Consider the following 16,055-nt stretch of genomic DNA (forward strand, 5'->3'; position numbering starts at 1 on the left):
AGCGGCCCGGCGACTCATTTGGCGGCCTCCGCTTGTTCGGTGTCTTCGTCGTCTTCGCGGCCCAGGTAAGCCTCGATGACCTGCTCGTTGTTGCGGATTTCCTCGGGACCGCCGCAGGCAATGATCTTGCCGAAGTTCAGCACCGCAATGCGTTCGCACAAGCCCATGACGAAGCGCATGTCGTGCTCGATCATGAGGATGGTGTAGCCGCGGTCGCGGATCGCCAGGATCTCGCGCATCAGTTCGGCGCGTTCGCCGGTGTTCATGCCGGCGACGGGTTCGTCCAGCAGCAGCAGCTTGGGCTCGGTGGCCAACGCGCGCGCCAGCTCCAGGCGGCGCTGTTCGCCGTAGGACAGGTTGTCGGCCAGATCGTTGGCCTTGTGATCCAGGCGCATCCACGTCAGCAGTTCATGTGCGCGTTCGCGGGCGCGCTGCTCGTGCTCGCGGTAGCCGGGCAAGCCCAGCAGCAGGCTGTGGAAACCGTAGTTCATGTGGCGGTAGGCGCCCACGACGACGTTCTCCAGCAGCGTCATTTCCTTGAACAGACGGATGTTCTGGAACGTGCGGGCGATGCCCATGCGCGTGATGCTGTGCGGCTTCTTGCGCAGGACGCTTTCGCCCTGGAACGTGATGGTGCCGCCGCTGGGCGGCAAGAGGCCGGTGATCAGGTTGAAGACCGTGGTCTTGCCGGCGCCGTTCGGGCCGATCAGGCCGAAGATGGCGCCTTCGGGCACGGACAGGCTGACGTCATGCAGCACATGCAGGCCGCCAAAGCTCTTGGAGACGGAGGACAGCTCAAGCATGACGCTTCCCTCCCTGGCGGCTTTGACGCATCCAGCGCTTGAAGCGCGCCGGATCCCAGATGCCTTGCGGCAGGAACAACACAATCACCACCAGAATCACTCCATTCGCGATCAGGCGCAGATCCGCAAATCCGCGCAGCAATTCAGGCAGCACCGTAATGATGAAGCTGCCGATCACCGGACCGGCCAGGCCGCCGATGCCGCCCAGGATCGCCATCGTCAGGATTTCGACGCCACGGTCGAAGCCGTATTCGTTGGGACCGATGAAGAACGTGAGGTGCGCGTTCAACGCGCCAGCCAGGCCGGCGATCATGGCGCCGGCAACAAAGGCCAGCATCTTGTTCGAACGCACGTTGATGCCCATCAGGCCCGCCGCCGTCTCGTCGCCACGGATGGCGTCGAAGGAGCGGCCGATCTTGGAAGCACGCACGCGCCACAGCACGAACAGCACGATGATGACGGCCAACAGGACGTGCCACCACTGCGTGAGTTGCGGGATGCCGTTCAGGCCCAGCGCGCCGCCGGTGATGGACTCGGTGTTCAGGATGGTCACGCGGACCACTTCACCGAAGCCCAGCGTGGCCATCGCCAGGTAGACCCCGGACAGCCGCAACGTCGGCAGGCCGATCAAGGCCGCCACCAGCGCGGGCGCGGCCATGCCGCCAGCCAGCGCCACCGTGAACGGAGCGTCGTAATTCATGGTGAGCAGCGCGGCGGTGTACGCCCCGATGCCCATGAAGGCGGCGTTGGCCATGGCCAGCATGCCGCAGGCCAGCGTCAGCCAGATGGAGAGGGCCAGGAGTGCATTGGTGCCAAGCGTCAGCACCAGGTTGCCGTAGATGGCCCAGAAATTTTCGAATCCGCTCATACCTTAAGCCTTGCGTTGAACCACTTTGCCGAACAGACCTTGCGGGCGGACCAGCAGGATCAGGAACAGCAGGCCGAAAGCCACCGCGTCGCGCATGGTGGAGCCGATGTAAGCCACGGACAGCACCTCGGCGAAGCCCAGGAAGAGACCGCCCAGCATGGCGCCGCGAATGTCTCCCATGCCGCCCAGGATGATGACCGCGATGCCCTTGTGCAGCATCGGCTGGCCCATCAGCGGGAACAGCGCGTTCGAGTACAGGCCGATCAGCACGCCGGCCACGCCGCCCAGGGCGGCCGCGGCGAACGAGGTGGTGATGAACAGCTTTTCGACGTTGATGCCCAGCAGCCAGGCGGCCTTGGGCGATTCGGCAATGGCGCGCAGCGCGCGGCCGAACTGCGTGCGGCGCATGACGTACATCAGCACAGCCATCAGCGCGAACGACAGGAAGATGATGCCCAGTTCGATGACGGTCAGGTGCAGGCCGGCGATTTCGATGACTTCCTCGGGCACGGTGCCGTGCGGGAAGCGCAGGTTGCTGGCGCCAAAGATGCTTTGGGCGCCGTTGTTCAGGATGATGCCGACACCGATGGTGGCGATCATGGGAATCAGGTGGGGTGCGTTGCGCTTGCGCAGCGGCTTGAGGACCAGGTAGTCGATGATGACCCCGGTGAAGCCGGCGACGAAGAACGCGACCATCAGCGCGGCCCACAAGGGCAGGCTGAACTGCTGGACCACGACAAGTGCTGCGTAGGCGCCAACCATGAAGACGGCGCCATGCGCCAGGTTGATCACCCCGAGCACGCCGAAGATCAGCGTGAAGCCCAGCGCGAACAGTGCATACACACAGCCCAGCGACAAGGCATTGACGAATTGTTGTTCGAACATGATGGGACTTTCCAGATCTGAGAGGGCCACCTCGCCGTGCCCACAGCGAGGTCTTTTCTGCTTCCGGGGAAGCTTTTTACTTGGGACGGCCCTGCGATAAAAAGCGCCTTGCAGACGGCCGGCAGGCCATCCGCAAGGCGCATCCCCCCGCGCGGGGATGCGTACTGCTTACTTCTCGATGACGTACTTGCCGTCCTTGGTCACGCTGACGATCGGCGCCTGGTCGGCGTCGTAACCGGCCGGCTTGCCGGCGCGGTCGGTGGCCTGGCGGAACTTGAACGGGCCGGTGGCGCCGGTCCAGGTCACGGACGGCAGGGCATCGCGCAGAGCAGCGCGATCCTTGGCCAGTTCGCCGGTGATCTTGGTGTTCTTCAGGGCCTGGGCAACGATGTACATGGCGTCATACGACTGCGCCGCGAACTGGTCGGGGGCATTCGTGAACTTGGCCTTGTAGGCGTCGATGAACTTGACGTTCTCGGGGGCCTTGTTCTCGATCGACCACGGGCTGCCGATCCAGAGATTGTTCGACGCGCCGCCGGGGGCCAGGTCGAAAATCTTGACCGAGTTCATGCCGTTGCCGCCGATGACCGGCACGTTCAGGCCGAGTTGGCGGGCCTGGACCATGATCGGGGCGCCTTCGGCCAGCAGTGCGGACAGCACGATGGCGTCGGGGTTGGTGCCCTTGATCTTGGTGAGCTGGGCCTTGAAGTCCACGTCGCCCTTGGCGAACGTTTCGGTCGTGGTGACCGGGATCTTCTGGTCTTCCAGGGCCTTCTTGAAGTTGTCGTAGCCGCTCTTGGTGAAGACGTCGTCGTTGCCGTAGAGCACCGCCACGTTCTTCAGGCCGGTCTTGGCCTTGACGGTGGAGATGGTGGCGGGCAGCACGTCGGCTTCGGTGACCGAGTTGCGGAACACGTAGTTGCCGATGGAGGTGATGCCGTCAGCAGTGTTGGAGGTGCCGAAAGCGACCGTCTTGGCGGCCTGGGCGACCGGGTCGGCGGCCTGGGCGGAGTTCGACAGGGTGGGACCGAAGACCATCAGGACGTTGTCCTTGAAGATCAGCTTCTTGAAGACGTTGATGGCTTCTTCTTTCTTGCCTTGTTCGTCTTCGATCACCAGGACGATCTTGTTGCCGTTGATGCCGCCTGCGGCATTGATTTCATCGGCAGCGAGCTGGAAACCGTTGCGGATCGACACGCCGTATTGGGCGGCGCCGCCGGACAGGGCTTCAGCCACGCCCAGCTTGATGTCGGCAGCGTTGGCGGCCGGGACGATACCGGCGGCGATCAGCGCGGCCAGCAGCTTTTTGGTCTTGGATTGCATGGTTGTTACCACCTTAAAGTCTGTCTCGGAATATTGGTAATCCGGGCTGATGTAATCCTGCCGGATTGACGTCGATGCCGCCTAAAGGCCGCATGTATGCGCGTCAAGACCCGGGATATTACTCCTTTGTATCAGGCCGAAACTCGAATGCCGTTCAACAAAAGCCTCAAAACCGCCCATTTTTTTGTAAAAAACGTGTGGTTACTAGCACAAACCCTGAAACTCACCGAATGCCATTCGGCACCGGCTTCCTCCTAACTCCTGGCCGACAGCGCCACGCCCAGGTACTGGCCGAACGCGCCTTCGGTCAGGCGAAACCACGGCATCTCGCTGTCGCGAAAGCCCATGTAACTATCATGCAATGCCTTGAATCTGGGGTCTTTGGCGCTCAAGTCCTTGTAGACCTGCTGCGATGCTTCAAACGCGGCGTCCATGATTGACCGGGGGAATGCGCGCACTTGTGCGCCATTCGCGGTCAATTGCGCCAGCGCCTGCGGATTGAGGGCATCGAACCGCGCCGTTGCCGAGGTGTGCGCAGCCAGCGCGGCGGACTGCACGACGGCCTGGTAGTGCTTGGGCAACTGGTTCCAGACCTCGTCGTTGATATAGAGCGACAGCTGTTCGCCGCCTGCCCACCAACCAGGTGCGTAGTAATACTTAGCTACTTTATTCAGTCCAAGCTTGGCATCTTCATACGCGCCCGCCCCCGCCACTGCCTGCAGGCCCTCTTTTTCGAAGAGCTCGGCCAGCTTGGCCAGATCGGCCTGCTGGGGGACAACGCCCAGACGGGACAGCACGTCGCCGGCCAAGCCGCCGACTCGCATCTTCAGGTCTTTCAGGTCGCCGGTGCGCTTGATTTCCTTGACGTACCAGCCGCCCATCTGGGCGCCGGTGTTGCCCAGCGGAAAGTTGATGATCTTTTCGGGCTTGAAGAGTTCGCGCGTCAGGCGCAGGCCCTCGCCTTCGCTCATCCAGGCGTTCATCTGGCGCGCATTCAGGCCGAACGGCACAGCCGCGTCAAAGCTGAACGCGGGATTCTTGGCGTAGTAGAGGCGCGAGGAGACGTGGCCGCACTCCACCTTTTTGGTGGACACGGCTTCCATGAGGTCGGCGGCGGCAACGACTTCGCCGTCGGGGAAGTGGCGGATGTTGAACTTGCCGCCGGTGGATTCGGCAACGAACTTGCAGAAGTTTTCGGCGGCGCCGACGCGCAGGTCCAGGGCGCTGGGAAAGCCTGAAGACAGGCGCCAGCTCACCGAGGGCATGTCCTGGGCGAACGCGGGCGCACTGACGGCGGCGCCAGCGACGGCGCCCAGGCTGGCGCGCTTCAGGAATGAACGTCGTTGCATCACTTTGCTCCTATACGGCAACACCCGGGACTTTGAGCAATACCCGCCGGATATTACACGGTGGCAATGGCCGGAACGGCTAGAGGAAATCCCGAGCGTAAAGGGGTTGCAATGCGCGGGATTGCCATGCGGGGGGATTGCCAAGCGGACAAATGCAGGAACCCGGCGGCGCATTGCGCGCCGCCGGCTCGCGGGATCAGATTCCGGCGATTGCCATCTGCTCGATGAGGATCGAGCCGGTGGTCTTTGTGCCGCGCGAGATCGTGTCGGCGCCGATCGCGACGATCTGCTTGAACATGTCGGCCAGGTTGCCGGCAATGGTGACTTCCTGCACGGCATGCTGGATCTGGCCGTTTTCGACCCAATAGCCGAAGGCGCCGCGCGAGTAGTCGCCCGTCACGTAGTTGACGCCCTGCCCGATCAGTTCGGTGACGAGAAAGCCCGTGCCGAGCTTCTTGAGCATGGCTTCGAAATCGTCGCCGCGGCGGGTCTGCGTGGAGCTGAACACCAGGTTGTGCGAGCCGCCGGCGTTGCCGGTGGTGGTCATGCCCAGCTTGCGGGCGGTGTAGGACGACAGGAAATAGCCTTCCAGCACCCCGCCCGACACCACGTTGCGGCGGCGCGTGCGCACGCCTTCGTCGTCGAACGGCGAGCTGCCCATGGCGCCGCGGATGTGCGGATCTTCGACCAGATTGATGTGCTTGGGAAAGAGCGGCTTGCCCAGCGAATCCACCAGAAAACTGGCCTTGCGGTACAGCGCGCCGCCGTTGACGGCCTGCGTCAGCGCGCCGACCAGGCCAAGCGCCAGCGGCGCCTCGAACAGGACCGGAAACTTGCCGGTGCGCACGCGCCGGGCCGACAGGCGCGACAGCGTACGTTCGGCGGCGTAGCGGCCGATCGCTTCGGGCGAAGCCATCTTGGCCGGATCGCGCTCGGACGTGTACCAGTAGTCGCGCTGCATGCCGTTGCCGCGGCCCGCGATGGGCGCAACCGACAGGCTGTGGCGCGAATACGGGTAGCCGCCCAGGAAGCCGCGCGTGTTGCCCATCACGAACTGGCCTTCGTACGTGCCAACCGTGGCGCCGTCGGTGTTGGTGATGCGGGGATCGACCTCGCGTGCGGCGCGCTCGGCGCGCAGCGCCAGTTCGGCCGCTTCCTCGGTGGAGACGGTCCAGGCGCGGTGCAGGTCCAGATCGGGAAATTCGGTGGCCAGCTGGTCGGCGTCGGGCAGGCCGGCGGCCGGGTCGGCGGCGGTATGGCGGGCGATGTGCCAGGCGGCTTCGACCGTCTGGCGCAGGGCGGCCTCGGAGAAGTCGGACGTCGACGCGGAGCCGCGGCTTTGGCCGGCGTAGACCGTCAGGTCCAGCGCCCGGTCGCGCGTCTGCTCAACGGTTTCGATGTCGTTCTTGCGGACCGAGACGGACAGTCCCAGGCTTTCGGAGACTTCCGCGGCGGCGTCGGAAGCGCCAATCTGGCGCGCGTAGGCCAGGGTTTGTTCGACAAGTTCGGAAAAACGCGCGTGATTCGCCGCCAGCGGCAAGGATGAGGAGGTTTTAACCATTGCAGTCCAATTTGCAGAGACGGTTATCATAGCCAAGTCTGTCATTGCGCAGTTTTCCATGAATTCCCATCCCCAAGAAGATTCCGTCGACGACGGTTACGACGAGAACGGCTACGACCGTCCCAGCAAGTCCCAGGTCAAGCGTGAGATGCACGCCCTGCTGGACCTGGGCAAGCAATTGATCGCGCTGTCGCCCGAACGTCTGAAGCAACTGCCGCTCGAAGAACGGCTGTACGAGGCCATCCGCATGGCCCAGCGCACCACCGGCCGCGAAGGTTTGCGGCGTCAGGTTCACTTCGTGGGCAAGCTGATGCGCGACGCGCCGGCTGACGTCATCCGCAAGCAGCTCGACGTCTGGGAGAACGGCTCCCGCGAGGAAACGGCCGCCATGCACCGCCTTGAGGGGCTGCGTGACCGCCTGCTCGACGACGACGACGCCCTGACCCGCCTCCTGACCAACAACCCGCAGGCCGACGTGCAGCAATTGCGCACGCTGATCCGCGCCGCGCGCAAGGAAAAGCTGGCCAACGCATCGCTGCTGCAGGGCCAGGAGCCGCAGAAAAAGCACTATCGCGCGCTGTTCCAGGCGCTCAAGACCCTTACCCTCTGATATTCCCTACGGCCCGCCCATGACCGCACCCGACCTGCTCGACTGCATCGAGATCGAAACCGCTCCCAACCCCACGCACGCCGTGATCTGGCTGCACGGCCTGGGCGCCGACGGCAACGATTTCGCGCCCATCGTGCCGGAACTGCGCCTGCCCGCCGGGCGTGGCGTGCGCTTCGTGTTTCCGAATGCGCCGGTTCAACGGGTCACCATCAACAACGGCATGTCGATGCGTTCCTGGTACGACATCCTGGTGATGGATCTGGTGCGCGTGGAAGACGGCCGCGGCATCCGCGCCTCGGAAGCCGCCATCCACCAACTGATCGCGCGCGAGAACGCGCGTGGCATCCCGACGTCGAACATCGTGCTGGCAGGGTTCTCGCAAGGCAGCGCGATGACCCTGCACACGGGTCTGCGCCTGAAAGAGAAGCTGGCCGGCATGATGGCGCTGTCTGGCTATCTGCCGCTGCTGGACACGGCCGAAGCTGAGCGTCAGCCCGCCAACAATGCCACGCCTATCTTCATGGCGCATGGCCAATACGATCCAGTGGTGTCGCTGGCGCGCGCTGAAGCGTCGTTGGCGGAATTGAAGCGCCTGGGTTACGACGTGCGCTGGCACACGTACCCGATGCCGCACTCGGTCTGCGCCGAGGAAGTGGCGGACATTTCGGACTTCCTGAACGAAGTGCTGGTCTAGCGCAGCACGGGCCAGGAACGACGACGGGCGGCGTGCAAGACGCGGCTCGTGTTCCTGGCTGATGGGCGCGCCGGCATTGCGCGCCTACGATGGGATGAGCCCTGCCCCGTCACGATTCAAATCTGAAGCGGCTCAAAATCTTATTTTGTATACCAACTGGTATTCCAGCCTCGCATTGTCCCGGCTCGGAATGCTTGCGTCCATAGAGAAAAACGCCAATCTCAAAACGCTTGTCGCCTCCTTGTCTTGAATATAGTATTCGATCCAAGCCTTACCGGCCCGGGCCTTCTCTGTTCGGGCTTCCCTGTTGTTGCAGTCGATCCATCCCATTGGCCGTGTTGCGCCGATCCGTCGGCGCATTCAAGACGCAGGAGAAAGTCCCGTGAAGACCTTGCCCTTGCCCCGCCTGGCAGGCGCGGCGCTGCTCGCGCTGCTTGCCCCTCTGGCCGCTCAGGCCGAAGCCCTGAACCCTCCCGTGAAGGTGCGCTACGAAGAAGTGGTGCGATCGATCCTTTACGTGCCGAAGTATGTCGCGCTATCGCAGGGCTATTTCAAGGACGCCGGCCTGGACGTGTCCATGAAAACCTCGCAAGGCACCGACAAGGGCATGACCGCCCTGCTGTCGGGCAGCGCGGACATCGTGCTGATCGGGCCCGAGGCGTCCATCTACGTGCAGAACAGCGAATCACCGGTCAAGCCCAAGATCTTTGCCGGCCTGACCGCCACGGACGGCTTTTTCCTGCTGTCGCGCAAGCCGGTCGACAAGTTCGATTGGTCCATGCTCAAGGGCAAGGAAGTGATCGGCTTTCGCCCGGGATCGAATCCCATCGTGTTCCTGGAGACCGCGCTGCGCAAGCATGGCCTGGATCCTCAAAAGGACGTGAAGCTGCTCAACAACATCGGCATCCCCGCGCGAGCCGGCGCCTGGATGGCGGGCCAGGGCGAATACGGCATCTTCCTGGAGCCCGAGGCCGGCGAGCTGGTGCGCAACGGCAAGGGGCACATCGTCGCATCCGTGGGACATGAAGTGGGCCAGGTGGACTACACGGTCTTCACCGCCACCGACAAATACATCCGCGACAACCCCAAGGTCATCCAGGCCTGGACCGACGTGGTCGCGCGCGCCGAGAAATACGTGAAGGACACGCCCGCCGCCACGCTGGCCCCGCAGATCATGACCTTCTTTCCCGGCATGGACCAGGCCGCGGTGACCGAGGCGATCGAACGCTACAAGCAATATCAGATCTGGAAGACCACGCCGCTGGTGACCGCGCAGGCGATGACGCAACTGCAGGACATGCTGGTGGCCAGCGCCGTGATGAAGGACACCGCCCGCGTCAAGTACGAGGACGTGGTGATCGCCGACTTTGCCAGGAAGGCGCAATGATGGGCGCCGCCATCCATAACCTGAAGCCGGCGCCCGCGACGGCCAAGATCGAACTGCGCGAGGTCTGTCTTTCGTACTTCACGCCGGAAGGCGAGACCGAGGCGCTGTCCAACGTCTCGTTCAGTCTGGCGCCGGGCGAGTTCGTCAGCCTGATCGGGCAAAGCGGCTGTGGCAAGAGCACGCTGCTGTCGTTGATCGCGGGTTTGATTCCGCCGACCTCGGGCGCGGTGCTGGTCGACGGGCAGGCGGTGACCAAGCCGAATGCCCGCATCGGCTACATGCTGCAGCAGGACTATCTGTTCGAGTGGCGCACCATCCTGGACAACGTGATGCTGGGCGCCGAGATCCAGGGGCGGCGCGACGCACGCAGCGAGGCGCGCGCCGTGCACCTGCTTGAAAAATGCGGCCTGGGCGCGTTTTTGTCGCACACGCCGCGGCAGCTGTCCGGCGGCATGCGTCAACGCGCGGCGCTGGCGCGCACGCTGGTCACCGAGCCCGACGTGATCCTGCTGGACGAACCGTTTTCGGCATTGGATTCGCAGACGCGGCTGGCGATTTCCGACGAAGTCGTGGACATCCTGCGGCGCGAAGGCAAGACGGTGGTGCTGGTGACGCACGACATCGGCGAGGCCATCGCCATGACCGACCGCGTGATCGTGCTGTCGCGCCGGCCGGGACGTTTAAAGAGCCAGTACCGCATTCATTACGGCGACGGCCAGGTCCGCCCCACGCCATTCCAGGCGCGCTCGCGGCCGGAGTTCAACACCTACTTCAAACAGCTCTGGGACGAGCTGGATGTTCACGTGGAGGGCTGATCCATGAACGCGCCGATTGCCAATACCGTTCCGCTGCGCGCCGTGCCCGGCCCCAGCGAGAAATACCTGAACTACCTGCGCCGCGACCGCGCGCGCCGCCGCAACATCCGCGTGGCCCAGGCACTGCTGCTGGTGGTCTTTCTATGCGCGTGGGAAATCCTGCCGCGCATGCACATCGTCAATCCGCTGCTCACCAGCTATCCCAGCGCGCTGTGGCCCACGTTCCTGGAACTGTGGAACCACGGCAGCCTGGGCAAGCACATCATGACGACGCTGTCGGCGACGCTGGTCGGCTTTGTGCTCAGCATGGGCATCGGGATCGTGGTGGCGGCGGCGCTGTGGTGGTCCGACTTTCTGTACAAGGTGCTGGACCCCTTCCTGGTGGTGGCCAACGCCATGCCCAAGATCGCATTCGTGCCGATCTTCTATCTGTGGCTGGGTTCCGATTACGCGGTCTACGGCATGGCGGTCGCCATTGCGGTGTTCGTGACCATCATGGTCGTATACGCGGGATTCCGCGGCATCGACCTGAACAAGGTGAAGCTTGCCCACACCTTCGGCGCCAGCCGCTGGCAGGTGCTGACCAAGGTCGTACTGCCGGGCAGCGTGCCCACGATGATCGCGGCCGTGAAGATGAACATCGGCCTGGCGCTGGTGGGCGTGATCGTGGGCGAGTTCCAGTCGGCGGATTCGGGATTGGGCTTTCTCATCATGAACGGCAGCCAGGTGTTCAAGCTGAACATCGTCATGACCGCCATCGTGATGCTGGCGCTGATTTCCAGCGTCATGTATCTCATCATCTACCGCGTCGAGTCCGCCGTGGCGCGGCGTTACGGCTAAGGAGGAAGCATGGAATTCCCCCACTGGGTGAAGGATCGCGTCGTGGCCCGTCAGGGCTGCCTGCATCCCTATGACGAACTGCCGGCCGCGCGCACCGCGGTGGTGGTGATCGACATGCAGCAGTATTTCGTGATGCCGGGTTATCAGGGCGAATGCGCCCCCGCGCGCGAGATCATCGACCCCATCAACCGCCTGTGCGGCGCCGTGCGCGATGCGGGCGGGGTCGTGGTGTGGGTGCAGACGGCGTCGGACAACGCGGACGTGTTCTGGTCGCATCATCATGGCGTGATGCTCACGCCCGAACGCAGCGCCCGCCGCCTGGAGACCCTGCGGCGCGACTCGCCGGGCTTTGCGCTGCATCCGGACCTGCACGCGCAGGCCACGGACCCGCGCGTGGTCAAGCGCTTTTACAGCGCCATGGCGCCGGGTTCGTCGGAATTGGAACCGCTGCTGCGCGGGCTGGGCGTGGATACGCTGTTGATATGCGGCACCGTCACGAATGTGTGCTGCGAATCCACCGCGCGCGACGCAATGATGCGGGACTTTCGGACCATCATGATCGACGACGCGCTGGCCGCGGTGACGCCGGCGGAACACGAAAACGCACTGCACGGCTGGATGCTGTTTTTCGGCGACGTCCTGTCGGTGGACGAAGCGGCCGCGCGGCTCAAACCCGCGCAGCCGTCGCGCCGGACCGCCTGAAGCGTCCCGGCGCGACGGGTGACGGGTCCAGACCCGGGCCCAGCCCAAGGTCCAGACCCGGATCCTGAATCAGACTCAGCCCAGGTCCAGCCAGACCCGGCGCATCGTCGGATCCTCGGGATCGCGATCGTTCGTGAATCCCAGGCTGGTCATCAGCGCCAGCATGGGCCGGTTCGTCGACAGCACCAGGCCGTCGATGTATTCCAGACCCTGCTCGCGCGCGGCGTCGATCAGCGCGGTCATGAGCTGACGTCCCAACCCGCGCCGTTGCCAGTCGTCGCCGATCACCAGCGCGTATTCCGCGCCCCGCCCGTCGGGATTGCGCAGGTAGTGTGCAAAGCCCACCAGCACCTCGCGCGGATGGCCACGATTGGCGGGATTGGGCACCTGCGTCGCCGCCACCAGGGCGAGTTCGCGGTGATAGTCCACCTGCGTGTAGCGCGACACCATGCGCGGCGTGAGTTCGCGCATCATCGACACGAACCGCATGTAGCGCGACCGCTCCGACAGGCCGCGAATGAATTCCTGCAGCGCCTCGCCGTCTTCGGGGCGGATCGGGCGCAGCACCCACGGGATGCCGTCATCGAACCGGCGCACCTGCACCAGCCGAGCCGGATACGGGTGGATCGCCATGTGCGGGTAGCCCGTGGTCTGCGGCGAAGCGCAGCCCGGCGTATCGGTCAGCGTCATGCGCAGGCCGCCGGCGCGCAGATGCGTTTCGCCCGCATAGAGCGGGTCGATGTCCAGGGATTCGATGTCGGGCAGTTCCGACACCAGCTCGGACACCAGCACCAAGGTTTGCTGCAGCGCCTCGGCAGCCAGGTGGCCGACCCGGGGGGCCAGCACGCGTCGCCACAGCCTGCTGCGCTCGATGAGTTGGCGCGCCAGATAGCCGTTCAGCGGCGGCAAGTCCATGCCGCGCTCGGCCAGCGACAGCACCGCGTCCGGCCCGCCCGCGCCAAAGCGGATGACAGGGCCGAATTGCGGATCGCGACGCACGCGGATCGCCATGGGCCGTGATTCGGCGTCGGCTGCCGATGGTGCGGCCGCGTCGGACAACGGCACATAGAACAGCCCCAGCAGCGTGCGGATTTCAGCAGTATTCAGTTCGCGCCGGCAATCGGCGCGCACGCGCGCAACGATTTCGCGCGCCGCCGCCAGGTCCGGCACGTGGCTGGCAGGTTCGGGCGGCTGCGTCTGCAACAGCAACTGCTGGTTGTAGTGGTGCGACGCCAGCACGCCGAACGCGTCCGCGGCCGACTCGGGCGTGCGGAACGCCGACGTGCCCGCATCGTCCAGCATGCGCCGCAACGGCCGCATGCCGGCATCGCCCATGAAGCAGGTCACCACGGGTTTCTTGGCGGACGGCGCGATCTGCGCCAATTCGCGCGCCACTGCGGGCATGTCGGCCAAGGCGTCGGGCGCCAGCAGCACCAGCACGCCGTCCACGCCGGCGTCGTCCAGGACGGCCTCGAGCATGGCGCGGATGCGCTCGGGCGTCATCGGCAGATAGGTGATGACGGGGTTGGCGGTGCCGGCGTCGGGCTCCAGCATCTCGGCCAGCGCGCGCTGCGTGGCGGGCGCCAGGTCGGCGCGCAGGACGGCGGCGTCGGGGCCGATCAGATCCATGGCGAGCTGCGGGGGTCCGCTGCCGTTGGAGATAAGCGCCACCCGGCGGCCCTTGGGGCGGCGTGTGTAGCCCAGCACCTTCACGGCCGAGAAGAGCTGCACGAAGTAGCGCACACGCACCGCGCCAGCCCGGCGCAGCGCCGCATCGAAAACGGCGTCGCTGCTGTCGGCATCGGAGCGGCCGGCCTTGAGCACGATGACCGGCTTGATGCTGGCCGCGGCCCGCAGCGTGCTCATGAACTCGCGGGCGGGCCCGACGTCTTCCAGGTAGAGGACGATGCTGTCCGTGCGCGGATCGCTGGCCAGGTAGTCCAGCAGCTTGGGCAGGCCCACCACAGCCTCGTCGCCCAGCGACACGGCGGTGGAAAAGCCGATGTGCACGTCCTCGGCCCAGTCCATGACGGCGGCCATGATGGAGCGCGACTGCGCCACCAGCGCCACGCGGCCGCTGCGCGCCAGAACCGGGTGCTGGCTGAAGTTCAGGCCCGCGTGCGGCCGCTGCGCGCCGAAGGAGCGCGGCCCCAGCAGTTCGCAGTGGTTTTCCTCGGCCCAGGCCCGGCACAACGCCAGCGTGCCGCGCGGGTACGGGTCGGGCAGTTCGTGCGGCAGCAGGATCACGGCGCGGGGCGACAACGGCGCCAGGCGGCGCAGCGTTTCGGGCAGCACGGCAGGCGACACGCAAACCAGGGCCAGATCAGGCCGGTCGCCCTGGGCCAGGCCTTCAAGCCTGTCCGGCAGGTCGGGGGCTGCGCCGGGTTCGACGGCGACAACCGTGGTCTTTGTCTTCAGGGAGGGAGACAGGGAACTTGCCGCGGGCAGCGGCCGATCGGCCACGATCACCAGCGAGGCGGGTTCGAACATCGGCGCAAGAGCGTGTCTCAACATGGGGAGGTCGGGCCAGGGCCTGTTCACACTAATCTAAAATAGCGTTCATCGTATCAAGACAAGCCCGCTGTCCGCTTGATGAGGACACTGCCCGACGCCGCTTTGTGGCGCCGCAGCCGCTAACACTGCCACCTATGACTTCCAACGCCACTACTCCCATTCGCACCCGCTTCGCGCCCTCGCCCACCGGTTTCCTGCATTTGGGCGGCGCGCGCACCGCGCTGTTCTCCTGGGCCTTCGCGCGCCACCACAAGGGCACCTTCGTGCTGCGCATCGAGGACACGGACGTCGAGCGGTCCACGCCGGAAGCGGTGCAGGCCATTCTGGACAGCATGGAATGGCTGGGCATGCAGCCAGACGAGGGCCCGTTCTACCAGATGCAGCGCATGGACCGGTACCGCGAAGTCGTGGCCCAGATGCTGGCAGCCGGCACCGCCTACCATTGCTACAGCTCGCCCGAAGAAGTCGAAGCGATGCGCGAGGCCGCCCGCGCCCGCGGCGACAAGCCGCGCTACGACGGCACCTGGCGCCCGGAACCCGGCAAGACGCTGCCCGCCATCCCCGAAGGCCGCAAGCCGGTGGTGCGCTTCAAGAATCCCCAGGATGGCGCCACGTCCTGGAACGACATGGTCAAGGGCACGATCAGCTTCGACAACACCGAACTCGACGACCTGATCATCGCGCGTCCGGACGGCACGCCCACCTATAACTTCTGCGTCGTGGTCGACGACTGGGACATGGGCATCACGCACGTGCTGCGCGGTGACGACCACGTCAACAACACGCCCCGCCAGATCAACATCCTGCGCGCGCTTGGCGCCACCCTGCCGGAATACGGCCACGTGCCGATGATCCTGGGCCCGGACGGCGAAAAGCTGTCCAAGCGCCACGGCGCGGTCAATGTCATGGAGTACGACAACGAGGGCTATCTGCCCGAAGCCATGATCAACTACCTGGCCCGTCTGGGCTGGAGCCACGGCGACGACGAGCTCTTCTCGCGCGACCAGCTCGTGTCGTGGTTCGACACCAAGCATCTGTCCAAGTCCGCGTCGCAGTGGGATCCCAAGAAGCTGAACTGGGTCAATGCCCACTACATCAAGCAGATGGACAACGCCGAACTGGCCGAACGCGTCGCCACGCGCGTGGCGACGCGCGGCGGTTATCCCGAGCAGATCGACCTGCCGGGCGTCATGGGCCTCCTGAAGGACCGCGCCGAGACGCTGGAGCAACTGGCCGACGGCGCCATGCTGTTCTGCGGCGAATTCAAGGGCGCACCGGCGGAGCTGGCCGAACAGCACCTGACCGCGCCGGCCCGCGAGGCGCTGGCCGATTTCGCGCAGCGCGCGCAGGATTCGGAGTGGACGCGCGAAGCGCTGTCCGCGCTGATCAAGGGCGTGCTGGCCGACCGCGGGCTGAAGATGCCGCAACTGGCCATCCCGCTGCGCGTGGCGGTCACCGGTCAGACGCAGACGCCTGCGGTGGATGCGGTGCTGGCACTGCTGGGCAAGGAAACCGTGCTCAAGCGGCTGTCGGCGATTTGAATCCGGGTGTCAGACACTCTCCGAAAGCCTACTGCCCAGGTGTCTGACACCCTTGAGAGATAACGCCACAAACCCGCGACGGTCTCGGCAGGGTGTCTGACACCTGCATAAAGAAAGGGCCTTTTCATCCAACGATGAACAAGGCCCTTTCTGTTTTCAATCT

14 protein-coding genes are annotated in these 16,055 nt (G+C 65.0%); 7 read left to right on the forward strand and 7 right to left on the reverse strand.

Features of this window, described 5'->3' with window-relative positions; translation table 11 throughout:
• Nucleotides 1–14: 14 nt before the first annotated feature.
• From B2W22_RS23435 to pmbA, 6 genes are all read right to left on the reverse strand, one after another.
• Nucleotides 15–803, reverse strand: coding sequence for an ABC transporter ATP-binding protein (locus B2W22_RS23435; RefSeq protein ID WP_286939709.1), 789 nt, complete (start codon nucleotides 801–803; stop codon nucleotides 15–17).
• Nucleotides 796–1,671 carry a branched-chain amino acid ABC transporter permease gene (locus B2W22_RS23440; protein ID WP_105237282.1) on the reverse strand — a complete coding sequence of 292 codons (876 nt, stop codon included), beginning with the start codon at nucleotides 1,669–1,671 and terminating at the stop codon, nucleotides 796–798. Before B2W22_RS23440 ends, B2W22_RS23435 begins: the two co-directional genes overlap by 8 nt.
• 3 nt (nucleotides 1,672–1,674) lie before the next feature.
• The gene (locus tag B2W22_RS23445; RefSeq protein WP_286939711.1) at nucleotides 1,675–2,556 is read right to left on the reverse strand and encodes a branched-chain amino acid ABC transporter permease; all 882 of its coding nucleotides are present in this window, start codon (nucleotides 2,554–2,556) and stop codon (nucleotides 1,675–1,677) included.
• Nucleotides 2,557–2,724: 168 nt separating this feature from the next.
• On the reverse strand, nucleotides 2,725–3,879 hold the full coding sequence (locus B2W22_RS23450; RefSeq protein WP_175139118.1) for an ABC transporter substrate-binding protein: 1,155 nt from the start codon (nucleotides 3,877–3,879) through the stop codon (nucleotides 2,725–2,727).
• Between the two features lie 254 nt (nucleotides 3,880–4,133).
• Nucleotides 4,134–5,228 carry a TRAP transporter substrate-binding protein gene (locus B2W22_RS23455; protein ID WP_286939712.1) on the reverse strand — a complete coding sequence of 365 codons (1,095 nt, stop codon included), beginning with the start codon at nucleotides 5,226–5,228 and terminating at the stop codon, nucleotides 4,134–4,136.
• Nucleotides 5,229–5,424: 196 nt separating this feature from the next.
• Nucleotides 5,425–6,789: a metalloprotease PmbA gene (gene pmbA / locus B2W22_RS23460; protein ID WP_175125485.1), complete on the reverse strand. Its 1,365-nt coding sequence runs from the start codon at nucleotides 6,787–6,789 to the stop codon at nucleotides 5,425–5,427.
• A gap of 58 nt (nucleotides 6,790–6,847) precedes the next feature.
• Here pmbA and yjgA point away from each other — a divergent pair, with 58 nt between their 5' ends.
• The 6 genes from yjgA (at nucleotide 6,848) to B2W22_RS23490 (ending at nucleotide 11,837) form a co-directional block, all read left to right on the forward strand.
• On the forward strand, nucleotides 6,848–7,399 hold the full coding sequence (gene yjgA / locus B2W22_RS23465; protein WP_175125487.1) for a ribosome biogenesis factor YjgA: 552 nt from the start codon (nucleotides 6,848–6,850) through the stop codon (nucleotides 7,397–7,399).
• A gap of 19 nt (nucleotides 7,400–7,418) precedes the next feature.
• Entirely contained in the window at nucleotides 7,419–8,093 is a 675-nt protein-coding gene (locus tag B2W22_RS23470; protein ID WP_175125489.1) for an alpha/beta hydrolase, read from the forward strand.
• A gap of 382 nt (nucleotides 8,094–8,475) precedes the next feature.
• The gene (locus tag B2W22_RS23475) at nucleotides 8,476–9,480 is read left to right on the forward strand and encodes an ABC transporter substrate-binding protein (protein ID WP_414632015.1); all 1,005 of its coding nucleotides are present in this window, start codon (nucleotides 8,476–8,478) and stop codon (nucleotides 9,478–9,480) included.
• Nucleotides 9,480–10,295, forward strand: coding sequence for an ABC transporter ATP-binding protein (locus B2W22_RS23480; RefSeq protein ID WP_056564409.1), 816 nt, complete (start codon nucleotides 9,480–9,482; stop codon nucleotides 10,293–10,295). The genes B2W22_RS23475 and B2W22_RS23480 overlap by 1 nt, the downstream gene beginning before the upstream one ends.
• A 3-nt stretch (nucleotides 10,296–10,298) precedes the next feature.
• Nucleotides 10,299–11,135, forward strand: coding sequence for an ABC transporter permease (locus tag B2W22_RS23485; RefSeq protein WP_286939715.1), 837 nt, complete (start codon nucleotides 10,299–10,301; stop codon nucleotides 11,133–11,135).
• A 9-nt stretch (nucleotides 11,136–11,144) separates the two neighbouring features.
• Nucleotides 11,145–11,837, forward strand: a complete 693-nt coding sequence (locus B2W22_RS23490; protein ID WP_175125495.1) for an isochorismatase family cysteine hydrolase — start codon at nucleotides 11,145–11,147, stop codon at nucleotides 11,835–11,837.
• Between the two features lie 75 nt (nucleotides 11,838–11,912).
• Here B2W22_RS23490 and B2W22_RS23495 read toward each other — a convergent pair whose 3' ends face one another.
• On the reverse strand, nucleotides 11,913–14,351 hold the full coding sequence (locus B2W22_RS23495) for a GNAT family N-acetyltransferase (RefSeq protein WP_175125499.1): 2,439 nt from the start codon (nucleotides 14,349–14,351) through the stop codon (nucleotides 11,913–11,915).
• Between the two features lie 134 nt (nucleotides 14,352–14,485).
• Here B2W22_RS23495 and gltX point away from each other — a divergent pair, with 134 nt between their 5' ends.
• The gene (gene gltX, locus B2W22_RS23500; RefSeq protein WP_279974955.1) at nucleotides 14,486–15,892 is read left to right on the forward strand and encodes a glutamate--tRNA ligase; all 1,407 of its coding nucleotides are present in this window, start codon (nucleotides 14,486–14,488) and stop codon (nucleotides 15,890–15,892) included.
• Nucleotides 15,893–16,055: the final 163 nt, after the last annotated feature.

The sequence above is a fragment of the Achromobacter sp. UBA4530 genome, from assembly GCF_002388205.1.
GTDB lineage: Bacteria > Pseudomonadota > Gammaproteobacteria > Burkholderiales > Burkholderiaceae_B > Achromobacter > Achromobacter animicus.

What these genes read in the sequence shown, in the direction of transcription:
- pmbA (WP_175125485.1), bottom strand. Translation starts at nt 6,789, where the DNA reads ATGGTTAAAACCTCCTCATCCTTGCCGCTGGCGGCGAATCACGCGCGT.
- B2W22_RS23490 (WP_175125495.1), top strand. Translation starts at nt 11,145, where the DNA reads ATGGAATTCCCCCACTGGGTGAAGGATCGCGTCGTGGCCCGTCAGGGC.
- B2W22_RS23485 (WP_286939715.1), top strand. Translation starts at nt 10,299, where the DNA reads ATGAACGCGCCGATTGCCAATACCGTTCCGCTGCGCGCCGTGCCCGGC.
- yjgA (WP_175125487.1), top strand. Translation starts at nt 6,848, where the DNA reads ATGAATTCCCATCCCCAAGAAGATTCCGTCGACGACGGTTACGACGAG.
- B2W22_RS23435 (WP_286939709.1), bottom strand. Translation starts at nt 803, where the DNA reads ATGCTTGAGCTGTCCTCCGTCTCCAAGAGCTTTGGCGGCCTGCATGTG.
- B2W22_RS23470 (WP_175125489.1), top strand. Translation starts at nt 7,419, where the DNA reads ATGACCGCACCCGACCTGCTCGACTGCATCGAGATCGAAACCGCTCCC.
- B2W22_RS23455 (WP_286939712.1), bottom strand. Translation starts at nt 5,228, where the DNA reads ATGCAACGACGTTCATTCCTGAAGCGCGCCAGCCTGGGCGCCGTCGCT.
- B2W22_RS23480 (WP_056564409.1), top strand. Translation starts at nt 9,480, where the DNA reads ATGGGCGCCGCCATCCATAACCTGAAGCCGGCGCCCGCGACGGCCAAG.
- B2W22_RS23495 (WP_175125499.1), bottom strand. Translation starts at nt 14,351, where the DNA reads ATGTTGAGACACGCTCTTGCGCCGATGTTCGAACCCGCCTCGCTGGTG.
- B2W22_RS23445 (WP_286939711.1), bottom strand. Translation starts at nt 2,556, where the DNA reads ATGTTCGAACAACAATTCGTCAATGCCTTGTCGCTGGGCTGTGTGTAT.
- B2W22_RS23440 (WP_105237282.1), bottom strand. Translation starts at nt 1,671, where the DNA reads ATGAGCGGATTCGAAAATTTCTGGGCCATCTACGGCAACCTGGTGCTG.
- gltX (WP_279974955.1), top strand. Translation starts at nt 14,486, where the DNA reads ATGACTTCCAACGCCACTACTCCCATTCGCACCCGCTTCGCGCCCTCG.
- B2W22_RS23450 (WP_175139118.1), bottom strand. Translation starts at nt 3,879, where the DNA reads ATGCAATCCAAGACCAAAAAGCTGCTGGCCGCGCTGATCGCCGCCGGT.